This is a genomic window from Acinetobacter sp. SwsAc6 (assembly GCF_013391565.1).
In the GTDB taxonomy this organism is placed as follows: domain Bacteria; phylum Pseudomonadota; class Gammaproteobacteria; order Pseudomonadales; family Moraxellaceae; genus Acinetobacter; species Acinetobacter cumulans.
The window spans coordinates 1-15,302 of the sequence record NZ_JACAXE010000048.1; the positions used below are offsets into that span (position 1 = coordinate 1).

At 35.6% G+C, this 15,302-nt stretch carries 11 protein-coding genes and 2 pseudogenes; 12 read left to right on the forward strand and 1 reads right to left on the reverse strand.

Annotation, left to right across the window (positions count from 1 at the left end; genetic code table 11):
• The 4 genes and pseudogenes from HYG93_RS18425 to map all read left to right on the forward strand — a co-directional run.
• On the forward strand, nt 1–1,217 hold a 1,217-nt coding region (locus HYG93_RS18425), incomplete at its 5' end, for an IS66 family transposase (protein WP_178962755.1).
• A 713-nt stretch (nt 1,218–1,930) separates the two neighbouring features.
• Nucleotides 1,931–2,073, forward strand: a pseudogene (locus tag HYG93_RS18430) (transposase domain-containing protein); the annotation flags it as partial.
• Between the two features lie 533 nt (nt 2,074–2,606).
• Nucleotides 2,607–2,825, forward strand: coding sequence for a ParD-like family protein (locus tag HYG93_RS18435; protein WP_005175435.1), 219 nt, complete (start codon nt 2,607–2,609; stop codon nt 2,823–2,825).
• Entirely contained in the window at nt 2,818–3,585 is a 768-nt protein-coding gene (gene map, locus HYG93_RS18440) for a type I methionyl aminopeptidase (protein WP_178962756.1), read from the forward strand. Before HYG93_RS18435 ends, map begins: the two co-directional genes overlap by 8 nt.
• Nucleotides 3,586–3,646: 61 nt before the next feature.
• Here the strand turns inward: map and HYG93_RS18445 are convergent, their stop codons facing one another.
• Nucleotides 3,647–4,402 carry a hypothetical protein gene (locus HYG93_RS18445; RefSeq protein ID WP_178962757.1) on the reverse strand — a complete coding sequence of 252 codons (756 nt, stop codon included), beginning with the start codon at nt 4,400–4,402 and terminating at the stop codon, nt 3,647–3,649.
• Between the two features lie 303 nt (nt 4,403–4,705).
• On the opposite strand from HYG93_RS18445, the gene HYG93_RS18450 reads away from it, so the two are divergent.
• From HYG93_RS18450 to HYG93_RS18485, 8 genes and pseudogenes are all read left to right on the forward strand, one after another.
• Entirely contained in the window at nt 4,706–5,875 is a 1,170-nt protein-coding gene (locus tag HYG93_RS18450) for a MobA/MobL family protein (RefSeq protein WP_178962758.1), read from the forward strand.
• Nucleotides 5,876–6,458: 583 nt separating this feature from the next.
• Nucleotides 6,459–7,388 (forward strand): replication initiation protein RepM, encoded by a 930-nt coding sequence (repM, locus tag HYG93_RS18455; protein WP_178962759.1) that lies wholly within the window; start codon nt 6,459–6,461, stop codon nt 7,386–7,388.
• Nucleotides 7,389–7,454: 66 nt separating this feature from the next.
• Nucleotides 7,455–8,000, forward strand: a complete 546-nt coding sequence (locus HYG93_RS18460; RefSeq protein WP_178962760.1) for a plasmid replication DNA-binding protein — start codon at nt 7,455–7,457, stop codon at nt 7,998–8,000.
• 699 nt (nt 8,001–8,699) lie between these two features.
• Nucleotides 8,700–13,208 (forward strand): RHS repeat-associated core domain-containing protein, encoded by a 4,509-nt coding sequence (locus HYG93_RS18465; protein ID WP_178962761.1) that lies wholly within the window; start codon nt 8,700–8,702, stop codon nt 13,206–13,208.
• A 5-nt stretch (nt 13,209–13,213) separates the two neighbouring features.
• Entirely contained in the window at nt 13,214–13,645 is a 432-nt protein-coding gene (locus HYG93_RS18470) for a DUF2750 domain-containing protein (protein ID WP_178962762.1), read from the forward strand.
• A gap of 302 nt (nt 13,646–13,947) precedes the next feature.
• Nucleotides 13,948–14,331, forward strand: a complete 384-nt coding sequence (locus HYG93_RS18475; RefSeq protein ID WP_004828545.1) for a transposase — start codon at nt 13,948–13,950, stop codon at nt 14,329–14,331.
• Nucleotides 14,328–14,663, forward strand: coding sequence for an IS66 family insertion sequence element accessory protein TnpB (gene tnpB, locus HYG93_RS18480; RefSeq protein WP_004828548.1), 336 nt, complete (start codon nt 14,328–14,330; stop codon nt 14,661–14,663). The genes HYG93_RS18475 and tnpB overlap by 4 nt, the downstream gene beginning before the upstream one ends.
• A 74-nt stretch (nt 14,664–14,737) precedes the next feature.
• Nucleotides 14,738–15,302: pseudogene (locus tag HYG93_RS18485) on the forward strand (IS66 family transposase); the annotation flags it as partial.

Consider the following 15,302-nt stretch of genomic DNA (forward strand, 5'->3'; position numbering starts at 1 on the left):
CCATCCGTATTGAGCATGAACCTGCATCAACCCAATGCAGTTGTGGCTGCCAGTTACGTCGTATCGGCGAAGATATCAGTGAAAAACTGCATTTCAGACCGGCACAGTTCTATAAGGAACAGCATGTACGTGGCAAATGGGTCTGTGATCAGTGCGACACCCTGACTCAGCAAGCGATGCCCGCCTATGTGATTGATAAAGGCATTGCTTCACCTGAATTGCTCAGCCATGTGCTGGTATCGAAGTATGCCGATCATTTGCCGCTGTACCGTCAGCGCCTGATCTATCAGCGGGCTGGCATTGATCTGTCCAGATCCACGTTATCTGACTGGATTGGTCGCTGCGGTGTAGAACTGGAACCTCTGGCCAATGCCTTAAAAGAGGTGGTACTACAACAGCAGGTGCTGCATGCAGATGAAACACCGGTCACCATCATGCGGATGGGTGAGAATGATAAAAAACCGAAGAAAGGTTATGTCTGGGCCTATGCCACTACACAGTACAATCCAGTTCAAGCCGTGATCTATGACTTTCAGGATAGTCGTTCAGGTCAGCATGCTGAAGCGTTCCTGAAAGACTGGCAGGGCCATCTGGTCTGTGATGATTACAGCGGTTATAAAGCACGCTTTAAATCAGGTCAGGTCATTGAGGTGGGCTGCATGGCGCATGCGCGTCGTAAATTCCATGAGCTACATGTGACCAAAAAAAGTCAGGTCGCTGAACAGGCATTAGTGCTGATTCAGAAACTGTATGCCATAGAAGCAGAACTCAGGAAAAAGACCGATAGTACAGCAGAACACCGCCGCGAATACCGACAACAGCACAGTCAACCGGTGATGCAACAACTGTATGAATGGCTCAACCAACATCAACTGACTGTGCCATCGAGTTCTCCAACCGCCAAGGCGATCAATTACACTCTGAAGCGTTGGCCAGCTTTAAGCCGCTATCTGGATGATGGCAATCTACCGATTTGCAATAACTGGGTGGAAAACCAGATGCGCCCCTGGGCGTTGGGACGTAAGAACTGGTTATTTGCAGGTTCGCTGCGCAGTGGACAGCGAGCGGCAAATATCATGACTTTAATCCAGTCAGCAAAGCTGAATGGCTTGGATCCGTATGCCTATTTAAGTGATGTGCTGAAAAGGCTGCCGACGCATAAAGCGACCCAGATTGAAGAATTGCTACCACACCGCTGGAAACCTAAATCGAATTAAAAAATAGGCATGGGGTTCAGCGGACGCTTACCCAGCACGAGCAATCTTGGAAACTAAACAAATTGTTTTAATCTTAAGTTGATTTATGTACTTAAGAATAAACTGATACTCTACTCGAACATACTTATAGTAGCGTGAAAACAGTGCTTTAACTTTAGTATGCCGTAAGTATCCAATGAATCACCACTTTCACTAAAAATTCAATGCCATGATAGTGTCCACCAACCACTAAGTGGACACCTATTTTATGCATTTACAGATAGTTATAGACAGCGTACCTGCACATGAGGAACAACATCTACTAGACCTCGTAGAATCTTCACAACTGAATTCAAACAATATCTTGTTGAACTTTTCCAGCAACCAGCCACCTCCGTTGCAAAAGTGGTAATGCAACACCAAATTAATGCTAACTTATTGCATAAATGAATGAGCCAATCCAAATAAAGGTCTCCTGCACTGGAACAAGTAACTCACCCAAATGCTGAATTTCTTAATATTGTGATAAATCCAGCATTCAGAACAGAACAATCAGAACCACCTCTAGCTATTAACCATTCTGTTGCAAATATCAGAATTCCATTGCGACATTTAGATCACATAATAGAAATCGATTGCCTGTGCAATCAGCTATGAAATTATTACTTCTGATCCAGAGTTTAATTAAATTATCCGTATCAATGAAATCTGGCTTTCCACCCAATCCATGGATAGCCAATATCATGACGTTAATTCAGTCAGCCAAACTCAATGGTCTTAACCACAGTGCCTATTTAATTAATGTTCTTACCAGTTTACCAACGCATAAGAGAAAGACATCGAAAAATTACTGCCACATAAATGGAAACCTATTTGAATTTAAGAGGGGGTAGTAGTGGATGATTACCATATTGGTTCGCTTGGCATAATTCCTGTCGTGCCACAGATCCTTGTGCGATTATTTATTTTTATTCTGCGGAACGTCCTGTTCTCTTATGACTTCATAACATTAAAGCTCATCGTGAATGAACATCCGCAAAATCCCTAAATTAGCGTGCGCTCAGGCGTACAAAATCGGCTGATTTTTATCCCAAGATTTGTCCGCAGAAATTGGGGATAATTTAAGGATTAGCTGTATTGATAACTCAGAGAAAAGTGACATTTTGATTATTTTTTAATCAAATTTATTGGCAAGAAGTATCAAAATTGCTCAAAAAGAAACCGATATGTTTCAAAGTCGGTTTTTTGCTGTTTTTGAGGGCGGTTAAAAATTTTTAACTATATGAAAAACAAAGTTTTTTTATAATGCATTTCGTATAACGGCCATTATGTTAAATGGGGGTTGCTAATATTTTAGTATATATTTTAAAATAACAACAATACAAGCATAAAACATATATGGATTACACTATGGGTGTTGTAAATCTTGATGAAGAAACTCATGCCAATGTTCGCAAAGTAAGCATTGTTTCTTGTCGCTCAATAAATGCTCAGGCTGCTTTCTGGATAAAAATTGGAATGCTGTCTGAAATGAACCCAACTCTAAGTTTTAATGAAATAATGAATAATGAGTTTTTGACAGCAGGGGTCTCTACTGCAAATTTATCTAAAGAGATTTTTAATGATTAAAAATGAGTCAGAAATAAAATTAATGCGTGAATCAGGGCGTTTACTATCTTTGGTCTTTGACTATATTAATAAATTGAATTTATTAGGTAAATCTACTCTTGAAATCAATAATATTGTCGAAAAATATATTATCGAAGAGCTATGTGCACGACCTGCGAGTAAGGGGCAATATGGATTTAAATATGTGTTAAATCCATCAATTAATGATGTGGTTTGTCATGCAATTCCCTCTGAAAAAGAAATATTAAAAGATGGTGATATTATTAATTTAGATATCACGTTAGAAAAAAATGGTTACATAGCAGACTCAAGTAAAACTTATTTAATAGGTAATGTTAGCCTGTCAGCTCGTCGTTTAGTTAGTACTACCTATGAAGCTCTGTGGAAGGGAATAGCTCAAGTAAAACCTGGTGCAAAATTAGGTGATATTGGTTATGCAATTGAGCGCCATGCGAAAAAGAATGGGTACACTGTTGTGAAGGAGTATTGCGGGCATGGAATTGGGAAAGAAATGCATGAAGAGCCCGCAGTATTGCATTATGGAACACTAAACACAGGAATTATTCTTCAAGAAGGAATGACTTTTACGATAGAGCCTATGCTAAATCAAGGTCGCAGAGCTACTTTTGTTTGTGATGATGGATGGACTGTTAAAACAAGAGATCATAAATTATCAGCACAATTTGAACACACCGTATTAGTGACTAAAGATGGTGTTGAGGTATTGACTCTTCGTAAAGAAGAATTGAAAAAAATCTAGAATTAACATAATACACCTTATACGAAATTCGCCTGAGTAGCCTTTCTCAGAAAGGCTACTCCTAATTTTTCGCTAAAGCTTTCTTAATTTCGATGACTGACAATAACTCTCCGTCTTTTTTCCAGGTATTCAGTCCCTCTAATACCTGATGAAAAAGCTTATTTCTTTCAAAATATCCATTTTTATAACTTTTAACTTCCTGATATATCTTAGATTTCATTACATCATCATGAAATTTTTTCGTATTCTGAATGCGATTCTTCATCTGTTCAGGCGTATCTTGACTAATATCAATCCCTAACTCCTTGAAAGCAGCTAACACAGCACCGCCCAACTCAAACTTACGATGATTTTCAGCCGTTCTTTTTTTGCTGGCTTCCTTCTTCTGGATCTGACTCAAATAAAGCTCTAAATCACTCAACTCAAGCTTATGCGCTTTGAAACTCAGATAACGAGTCGCCATGGTTTTCAAGATATTAAAATCAGCACCACTCAACGCATTGTCCCGATAAGCCTCAAACAACTGCACAAACTTCCGTTCATATGCGGTCTGCGGATACTTCACAGACACCTCATCAAACAATAAATTCAGCTTCATATGCTCACGATAAGGTTTTAAGGCCTCTTTCACCAAGATCTGTTCAGCTTCAGACAATGACTCAAAGTTAAATTTTTCAATTCGTAGCATTGCAATCACATCATTCTGCAAATCAGAACGATCCTTCTTCTGTGAAAGATAGTCTACAAATGCATGTAACTCTGCGATTTGTAAAAGTTGTGCAGGTCTGCCACGTTTTTTTGATTTATCCAATGCCATCTATCTGCCGCCTAATTTTCAGAACTGCTACCGATTGAGTTATGGTTTTACCATAATTCAATCGGGCAGTCTGAAAATAATTATTTAAAATAAAAATAAAATTTCTTGAAAAGAATTTATATTTTTATTTTAAATAATTCGCACTTGACAGTTTCTCCTAATCGGAGAAACTAGTACGCAATGGGGCGATTCCCCCTTGACCCCCTTTAACCGGATTATTTCAGCCCTGTAGGCATTACATAATCCGGAGATTTTTATTGCGTTTCACTCCATAAAAACCAACAACACCCCAAGGAAGTGAACATGGCCAGTTACCATTTCAGCGTCAAAAGTAAAAATAAAGGCTACGCACTGAGCCACTACCTGTACATTTCCCGACTCATGCAATACGAAGGCATCCGCAAAAAGAGTGCAGAAGTCCTCGAACATGTCGAACCAGGGCAATGCATGCCCTCCTGGGTCAAAGATCCGGTTGAATTCTGGCAAGCAGCGGACACCTTTGAACGGGCCAATGCCAAAGCTTACATGGAATACGAAATTGCCCTACCGAATGAATTCACCGTAGAACAACGTAAAACGCTCGTAGAGACATTTGTTGATAAAACCATAGCAACACACCACTACCCTCATTCCTACGCCATACACAACGTAAAATCACGCCTCAGTGGTGAAGAACAACCCCATTGCCACCTCATGTTTTCACTCAAAGCCGATGACGGCATAGAACGAAGTCCGGAACAATACTTCAAACGCTACAACGCTAAAGAACCAAGCAAAGGCGGAGCAAAGAAAATTCAACTACAGGATGGCCATGCCGACTACACCACTTACCTCCTACATATCCGAAAAGCCTGGGAAAATCACCTGAATGACGCATTGGCAGAACATAGCCCAACCGTGACTTACCAGATCGATGGTCAGAAGATCCAAATTAAAAACCAAGTTTCGGCAGACAACTACGAAAAATACAACGAGATACACTGCACCCTCTACCTACCAGAACCCAAACTGGGGACAGGCAAACAAAATGAAACCGTGGAATACCTAGCGGAAATCCAGAAAATCAGACAACACAATGCCAAAGAACGAGAACTGGAACAGCGCCAACAATACTTTGATCAACAGCATGAATACTACTACAGCTGCTCAAACGAACCCTTCAGTTCTCCGGAAGTGATGCACTACCTCAATCACCTCATTAAAAAAGCCAGTAACAAAAAAGAACTGGGCCACGATATCGACGAAATTATTCAAACTCAGCAACCAATCCTGCATCACGAAAAATGGGATATCGATACCATCAATTTTAATCTCAACAACGCCAGGTTATACCCAGAACCAGATATGGAGTTTAAAGTCCGATCCGTACAACCAAAACCAGTGATTGAACCAACATCACCGAAGCCAAAACCTGAAATACAACCCTCACAGCCTGAACCGAAACGAAATGATTATGATGGTCCGGGTTTTTAAAAATGGATCTAGATCAGAAAGTACAAAGCGAGTGTCTACGAGCGACATCGCCAAAATTCGCGCCTCGACCCTCTGAAAAACCGCTTTTTAAGGCTGTATAGCCTAAAAAAGCATAAATCAAATGCTAAAACTGGCTTCCAGACCGAGCGAAGCGAGCAAAAAGCATTATGAGCGAAGCGAATTCCGAGTTTCTTTTGCTCTTGCCTTTGCTTTTTCTCAAATTCACGAAGAAATTAACAGAAAAATTGCCCCTTGAATCGAGCGAAAGCGAGATTCAATAGAGTTTGAGCGTAGCGAAAACCACGGGCAATTTTGACCAGGAAAGGTTTTTAATAATTTTTAATGCTTTTTAATGCTTTTAGCACTATTTAAATTAATATTTATCAAATAATTATATGACAATAAAAAGACGTTTAATTACCAATAAAAAGACGTTTAATTACCAATAAAAAGACGTTTAATTACCAATAAAAAGACGTTTAATTACTTTAAAAAGACAAATAAAAATTTGTCTTTTTAAAGTAATGCATTAATATGTCTTTTCAAACTAAATTAATAGCCCATATAAAGACTTTTAGTTACCATGAAAAATGACCTAGTAGTTAAAACAAATCGTTTGAACCAAGCATTTCAAGTGCTCTCTTTAGCAGAATTTCATCTCGTACAATTGGCTATTGTGGATGCTAGGGATACAGGCACAGGCTTAACAACTGACACACCATTGAGAATAGATGCATTACGTTATGCTGATGTGTTTGGTACAACTAGACAAAATGCTTATATGAGAATGAAAGAAGCAGAAGATACTTTGTTTAATCGTAGATTTAGTTTTTTTGATGAAGATGGAAAACTTGTTAAAAGTCGTTGGATTTCTCAAGTTAGATATTTAGATAGTGAAGGTGCAATCGAGATAGTTTTTACACCTGCTGTTGTTCAAGGAATCAGTCGTATTAATGGTGTAAAAGAATTTTTTACCCAATATCTTTTAAGCCAAACATCACAATTAAAAAGCATCTATTCAAGTAGGCTCTATGAGTTGTTGATCCAATGGCGTAGCTCAGGAACAACCCCAATTATTAATTTAGAAGATTTTCGAGCACAATTAGGAATTGAAGATAATCAATATAGGTTAATGAGCGATTTTAAAAAGAGAGTTCTTGATCTTGCCATTAATGATATTAATGACAAAACAGATATTAAAGCGACTTATAAACAACATAAGAAAGGACGCTCAATATCAGGTTTCTCTTTTTCATTTAAGAATAAAAAGAACAAAACTCAATCTATAGAAAAACTAGACCGATCAGAAAATCTTGATCTTTTTTCAAGACAAATGACAGATTCTCAACGCTACCTATTTGCAAATAAATTATCTGAACTTCCCGAAATGAGTAAATATTCTCAAGGCACAGAAAGCTATGAACAATTTGCCGTACGGATAGCTGAAATGCTTAAAGACTCTGAAAAGAGGAAAGAATTATCATCATTACTAGAAAAAGTGGGCTTTAAATAATAATGTCAATTGACACTGTCAACTTTACAGTCAACTATTAACACACATTGACAGCTAGTTTACACCATGAAAAAACTATCAGTTTCAGAGTTAGCAAAGTTATATGGATTTTCTAGGCAAGCCATATATGCACATATAAATAAAGGTAATTTATCTAAAGGATCTGATGGTTTAATTGATTTTTCAGAAGCTATTAGAGTTTTTGGAGAACCGTCTCCCAAAGAACCGATTGACAACAAAAGTCAATCAATTAACAGTCAACAGTTGACGGAAATTGACATGCTTAAACGTCAAGTTGATATGCTTGAAAAACAACTGAATCAAGCTGTTTTACGAGAAAATCAATCATTAGAACGAGAGTCATTTTATCAAGAACAAATTGAAGCTATGCAACGTCTATTGGAAGCCCCAAAACCCAATATGACTACGTTTACCGATCAAAAACCTGAGCCTGATATAACAACAGATCCACAGTCAGAATCTGAACCCAAACATGACGGATTGACTACTACTGAACCCAAAGAAAATCCACGCATACCAGTACCCGAACATATCGAGCCTGAACCAAAAAAAAGGGGCTTTCTCAGTCGCTTTTTCTTGCCTAATGGGTGAGGGCATTATTGACTGTGGCTAATCAAAATTGTGGAACAATGGTTAAATACTAAGCGTGGAACGGTAAAAATCCATAAAAAAGCCCGACTTTGACAAGTCAGGCATTTTTATTGGCTACAACTCATTGAAATAATTAAGCTAATACAGTCGATTTCGTATAAGGTGTATTATGTTAATTTTAGGAAAAATTAAAGCTCTGAAAGGATTCATTACATCAAATTATTAGGTGATAAATTAACAGAATAAGGTCGCCTGCAGACCTAAGTTGGCACTTAAATTTGGTTAGTTTGACCTTACAAATCTTTGTTCAAAAAAGTCTTTTATTTGTGATTTTTTAGATTATCCCTTAGTAAATATCTTCTATGATCCTAAATTTATAGATATGAAAGAAATTGTATTCAGCATTGAGGTAAGCCCTAATGGAGTTTTTTGCATTTGATCCATTACGACAAGCAATCGTACTGTGTATTGGTGATAAGAGTATTAAAAATCTTTTTTTATACAGATATGCTAGCTATTCAGATCGGTAATATGAAATTCATTGTTCAAGCTGATGAGGAAATTCTGATAGCTAATACTTTATATAAAAATCAAAATTTTCAATAGTAGACAAGGGGGGATTACTTAAAATACTATAAATATTGACCAAAAAGTTAAATTAAATTAAATGCTATTAATTACATAACACTAGAACATTTAATGAAAAAAATTCTATCAATATTTTATATATACGTATTATTTTGTTCCATTGCAAGTGCTAATTACCAATTTACGGAAAACATAGCCCAAAACATAATTAATCAACCTCAAGTAGAAAGTTGTCTTCCTGGAATTGATATTAGATCAGATGAGTTCACTTACAATTTAAACCATGCTGATGGACCATTACCATATAGCCAAAATTATTCGACCGCATTAGGTGAAAACTTTTTATTACAAGACTTTGTTACCAATGGAGCAATTTCTACAGGTGGATGGCGTGATAATTATGCAAATAGTGTTATTGTAAATGATATGGGGGGAAGTAATACGAATCGGATTAGATTCATTGTAATGTTACCAGGGGAGAATACCAAAAATGTATATGCAGGAGATGTTGTAAATAATTCGATTCAGAATATTAAAAGACTAAATTCGCAAGATCCATATATGTATTATGCTGTTGATAGGGATGGAAGAAGTGAAATAAGAAACGCATTTGGTACTATTGGTGAACTAAATATAAACCATGGTGATATGCACCTGGAAATTACAACAAATAATTATAATATAACAAATACAAAAAGCATTAATAACGTAGAAGGTATTAAATTTGAAATTTACAAGAATGGAAATTTATATTTTTTTGAAAATATAAATAGAGATGGAATAAACTTACAAGACGCAGTTTATAAAGTTACATACATAAAATATGCCTCAGGAAAGGAAATTGAACTTAGCTACTCAAATTTGAGTGGAGCATTAAAAAGAATTGTTGATCACAGAGGTAATTTTATTGTGTTTGATGATTTCATTATTGATCAGGACACATATGAAGTTGCCTACGAATATCCAAAAACAGTTTATATCGGAACAAGTAGTAATCCTGATAGTTTCGGAATAAATAGTTATATATCTCCAAGTGATTTATTTTCATCTCAAATAATAAAATATAATTATGATAAAATAGAATGGGTAAATTTTTTTAATAATCGCAAGGAATACATATATGTAATATCAAATTCTACATCAAAAAAAAATGGAACGGAAAACTATCAATATGAATATGTAAATCCTATTACATTCCAAGTTACAGAGGGTGGTAGATTTACAGGTAAATGGAATCCTCAGTATGCCATTCCTTCTTTATCTAGAGTTAATGGAAGTTGGAATAAAGTAAAGCACATAATAACATATAAAGCTGATTTATCTCCTAATTGGTATCATAAATTACAAAGTGTTTCAGGACCCGCTGGACTAATGAATGCTACAAGGAAGCTAGAGGGGGGAAATGTAGATGACAATAAAAAAACATTTGAAAAAAGATACAGTATAAATATACCTAACTATAACTCTATGAATTATAAGATATATGGTAATACTAAAAGTCGGCTCATTAATATGGATTTTAGTGGGTTTCCATGTATAACTTATAATGAAGTACCAGTAAGCTATATATTGTTCGATATAATTGATAATAAAATATTAAAAATAATTGATTATAATAAAAATGAGACTACTTTTGAGTATGATTCAAAAAAAAGAGTAACTTTAATAACAGAAGCACCTGGATCTCCTATTCAGAGGCAAACTAAATATACATATAGCGATAGTATATTTGGTTATAAAATACCATTAACAATAGAATCAGCATTAAAAACCATCAAGAACGAATTGTACGAAGGTAAAGTAATTTCATCTGAAGAATCATTTTTTCTAAGCAACAAAATTAAGCGTACAAAATACCGTTATAATAAAGAGTTAATAACATCAGTTAACTACCCTAATGGAAATAACGTTGATATATCTTATACTAAAAATGGTTTGATATCACTTTTTAATATTTCCAAAGGTATTGATTTAAAATCAATTTCTTTTTCTAATTATACTAATACCGGGAAACCTGGAGTAGTTATAGAAGATGGTGTAAGAGTTCAATATTCTTATAATGAGAATGATGATTTAACCTCCCAAATCGAGACGGCTGGAGGCCTAACTAGAACAAAAAGATTTTATTACACAAATAAATATTTGACCTCAGAATTGGATTTTGATCAAGTTCTTACATCATATACCTATGATTCTGCAGGATTAATATCAAAAGAGGAGACTGGATCAGTTATAAAACAATTTTCCTATGATAATAATTTAAATTTAGTGTCAATTGATAAAACGGATGGTACTACGAAGAGGGATTATACTGCGGTTTACAATGCAAATGGGCAGTTACAAGAAGAGCGTGATGGTGCGAATCCCGATAAATTATGGACAAAGTTTACGTATGATAATAATGAAAACGAAATTTCACAATCTAGTCCAGGATTTAATATTGTTTCTACTTCATTAAAAAATTACGATGTTCTTAATAGGGTTTCAAGTTATACTGATACTTCAGGAGGAATACATTTATATAAATATGATTCACTAGATAATATAATTGAGCAAACAGCTCCTACATTATTTTCAATAATAAAGAAATTTCAAAATGATAATGAATTTGATGAAGATAAATCTGAGGATTTTGGAATAAAAAAATATACTTATATGCAAGATTCTAAATTGGACTCTTATGTCCATAATGACTACAAAAAATGCGTTTTTGGTAATTACAATCTTAATGGCCAAATAAAAAGCTTCAATTGCTCTGATACATATAATACATCAACGGATTACAATGTTAATTATATTTTGAATTATAAAAGAGATACTAAAAATTTAATAAATGTTATATCTAAGAATAATAGCAATCTTGAAGAATATAAATTTTGGGGTGCAAATACTGATTATTTATATGATTCTTTTAATCGAATAATTACTAAAAATCAAATCTTAGGTCTGCTTCAAAATAGTGGATCATCAAATAAACTATCTGTTGGTTATGGGTATACTCCTGAGGATAAAATATCTAAAATAACGTACCCTTCAGGAAAGACAATTGAATATAAATATAATCAATCAAATATAGGTGAACTATCTAAGGTGACTTATAATGGAAGTGATTTATTAAGTTTTTCAATAAAACATGATCAAGTTGAAAAAATAACCTGGGGGAACGGTAATACTTCAATTTTTACATATGATGATTCTAATTTACTAACATCAATTAATAATAATATTGGTTCAACAGTTAATAAAAATATTGATATTTCTTATTATAATAATGGTGCAACTAAATCAAAGAAATATTCAGGTAAAACTATAGATTTTACTTATGATTTAAAAGGACAGTTAACTGAAGAGAAAATGACCGAAGGTCAAATCGTTCAGTATATACATAATTTCCAATATGATGGAAATGGTAATAGAATATCTTTTCAAAAAGTAGGTATAGCTTCTCCTTATAATTTTTCTAATGCTATTTATGGATATTCTAGTGGCTCAAATAGATACTCTTCTATTAAATTTGATTCAAAAACTATAAATTTTAATTATGATTCAACTGGTGAGTTGCAACTACCAGATTTAATTGGGAAAGCAAATTATGATTTTTATGGACGTCGTTTTTATCAGTTTGCTAATACTTCTAATACTACTTCACCACATGTAGATCAATATAATCACAAAAATGAAAAAGTATTCTCAGGTCTTGGTCGACAATTTATATATGATGAAAGTGGCCATCTTTTAGGTGAATATAATATTAATGGTAACCCATATGTAGAATATGTATGGGTTGAAGATGTTCCTGTTGTTGCATTATTTCCTGATAAAGTTGTTTATATAATTTCAGATAATACATCACCAGTATTAGGAATTGATTCTTCTAATAATACTGTAGTGTGGGAATGGTTCAGGGATGCTTTTGGGGTGAGTAAGCCATCAGTTGAAACTAATAAAATCAATTTACGTTTTCCTGGTCAATATTATGAATCAAATACAGGTCTTCATTACAATATTAATAGAAATTATAATCCATCTTTAGGGAGATATATGGAACCAGACCCTATTAATATGGAGGGGGGATGGAATACATATATATATGCAGCTAATGATCCAATTAATTTAAGTGATTCTACTGGTTTGAATCCCGTGATGCTTGTTAGATTAGGGACGATAAGCTATGAAATTTATGCGGTATCTAATGGAGAACCACCTGGATTAAAACCAGCTAACTTATCAAAATTAGCTACCAATGAACAAGTATTAACAACTTCAATTAGAGAGGCTGCAAAAACACCTGAACTTTATGCTACAAAAGCAGCTACAAAGGGTAAAAAATCATCTGGCAGAGCCGGAAGACAAAAAGTTTTAAGAGCTTTAAAGGATGATCCAAAAGCACCTTCGCATGTACGAGGTTGGATCAAGCAAGAGCTTAATAGAATTCGAAATAATCCTACTAAAAGTATACGTAATCCCCGTGGAATGCAATTAGCACATTTTAGGGGATATGAGGCACAGAAAGGGTATAGTTATGCTTATTCTCATCTGAATCTAACATCCTTACATAAGCTTCAGCATAAATATGATAGAAATGGTATTTTAAATAAAGAAGCTGTTACAAGGAGATAAACTTAATGTTAAATCTATCACAAAAACAAATTCAGGCAGTTTTAAAATTACCCGCTCCTGAAAAATATTCTCATTTTATCAAGGAAACTGTTGGTAGTGATGAAATTTGGACATTATATAAAGGTGAACTATATGATGGAAACTTAGAAGATAGCCCTATGGAAGGAGAGTACGCATATCTTCAAGATGATAATTCAAACTTATTTTTACCACTTTGGCCAGCAGAGGTGTATGCCGATTTATGTAGAGTCAATAGTTGGGAAAAATTTCAACCAATATGGATGGGTATTGAGCAGTTTATAGATGAATATTTACCACACTTTTTAGAAAGAAATATAAAATTCTGTATTTTTCCAACTGTTGATGATACAGGAGTCATCCCTACAGTTGAACAATTTGTTCGCGATTTAAATACTGAACTTTCTCTATATGAGTGATCTTTTAACTTAAACCACACCTAAAGATATTTCAACATATGTAGCTAATCATTTTTGAATCGTAGCAGATTTATCGGAAGCAATTACTTAAATTTAAATTCTCAGATAAAACTGGTACGGTTCACACCATAAGAAGATCAGATGAGCTGTAATAACCGTTTATCTTCAGTAGCTCTACCTGATTTGAGTTCATGCAACCACATACTAACCAGCACGGTAAGCGTCCGCTGAACACACCTTCTGAATTCATCCTATAAGCCTTAATTTAGTCCCCACTTAGAAACAAGTGGGGACTAAAATTTATGACTACAAATCATCAGACATCCATCGCATCTCTTGCAAAAAAACGAAGAACATACAGTGCTGAATTTAAACAGCAGATCGTTCAGGCTTGTAAAGCACCGGACGTTTCAATTGCTTCAGTCGCTTTGCAACATGGATTGAATACAAATCTTGTATCCAAATGGATTCGCTTAATTGATGCTAAGCCAGGGAGTGATCGCTCACCACTACCGAATAAACCTGCATTTATTGCCTTATCTTGCTCTGCACCATTAGATCCTACTCCTACTGACATGTTAAAAGTTCAAATTACTTTACCCCACTCAAAAGCAGAAATTGGCTTGAAATGGCAAGTATCAGAAATACCTGCCTTGGCAGAATTACTCAAGGTGCTGGCAACATGATCCGTATCGATGAAATCTGGCTTTCTACCCAACCTCTGGATATGCGAGCAGGGATGGATACTGTCATGGCTCAGGTGGTGAGAGCCTTTGGCTACATTAAACCGCATTGTGCTTACCTGTTCTGTAATAAACGTGGCCATCGCATGAAAGTGCTGGTACATGATGGACTGGGCATCTGGCTGTGTGCCCGGCGGCTGGAACAGGGAAAATTCCACTGGGCTAAAGTTCACCAGGGTGAAAGCGTAGCTCTCAACCCGGAACAGTTACAGGCATTAATCCAGGGTTTGCCTTGGCAGCGCATTGGACGACAGCAGGTGGTCACGATGCTCTAAACCAAGCTCGGCTATTCTGCCATCCTCCAAACGTTCTATTTCATTCTTCTCATGACCTCAGGCATACTGCGGTCATGAATACGCTGCCAGATTTAAGCCAACTGACCCATGAACAACTGCTGGAATTCACCCGGCAGTTGGCGATGCAGCATCAACAACTCGCAGAAGATAAACAACAATTAGATGCTCAAGTTCAACATCTGGAAGTATCAAATCAACAATTAGATGCCAGAGTTCAACATCTTGAAGTCACCAATCAGCAATTAGATTCTAAAGTTCAACATCTTTCTATTCTCAATCAAAAATACGAGCATGAACTGGCGCTGTTTAAACAGCATAAATTCGGCAGTAAAAACGAACATCTCACCGCAAAACAAATCCATCTGTGGGATGAGGCGGTCGAAGAAGATATCGCAGCCGTTGATCTGGAATTAGAACGATTAAATGCAGATAAAACCCATGCAGGGACACACAAAGCCACAGTCAACAAACCTAAACGTCGACTGCTGCCAGATCATCTACACACCATCCGTATTGAGCATGAACCTGCATCAACCCAATGCAGTTGTGGCTGCCAGTTACGTCGTATCGGCGAAGATATCAGTGAAAAACTGCATTTCAGACCGGCACAGTTCTATA

What these genes read in the sequence shown, in the direction of transcription:
- repM (WP_178962759.1), top strand. Translation starts at nt 6,459, where the DNA reads ATGAAAAATGACCTAGTAGTTAAAACAAATCGTTTGAACCAAGCATTT.
- HYG93_RS18445 (WP_178962757.1), bottom strand. Translation starts at nt 4,402, where the DNA reads ATGGCATTGGATAAATCAAAAAAACGTGGCAGACCTGCACAACTTTTA.
- HYG93_RS18460 (WP_178962760.1), top strand. Translation starts at nt 7,455, where the DNA reads ATGAAAAAACTATCAGTTTCAGAGTTAGCAAAGTTATATGGATTTTCT.
- HYG93_RS18435 (WP_005175435.1), top strand. Translation starts at nt 2,607, where the DNA reads ATGGGTGTTGTAAATCTTGATGAAGAAACTCATGCCAATGTTCGCAAA.
- HYG93_RS18465 (WP_178962761.1), top strand. Translation starts at nt 8,700, where the DNA reads ATGAAAAAAATTCTATCAATATTTTATATATACGTATTATTTTGTTCC.
- HYG93_RS18475 (WP_004828545.1), top strand. Translation starts at nt 13,948, where the DNA reads ATGACTACAAATCATCAGACATCCATCGCATCTCTTGCAAAAAAACGA.
- tnpB (WP_004828548.1), top strand. Translation starts at nt 14,328, where the DNA reads ATGATCCGTATCGATGAAATCTGGCTTTCTACCCAACCTCTGGATATG.
- HYG93_RS18450 (WP_178962758.1), top strand. Translation starts at nt 4,706, where the DNA reads ATGGCCAGTTACCATTTCAGCGTCAAAAGTAAAAATAAAGGCTACGCA.
- HYG93_RS18470 (WP_178962762.1), top strand. Translation starts at nt 13,214, where the DNA reads ATGTTAAATCTATCACAAAAACAAATTCAGGCAGTTTTAAAATTACCC.
- map (WP_178962756.1), top strand. Translation starts at nt 2,818, where the DNA reads ATGATTAAAAATGAGTCAGAAATAAAATTAATGCGTGAATCAGGGCGT.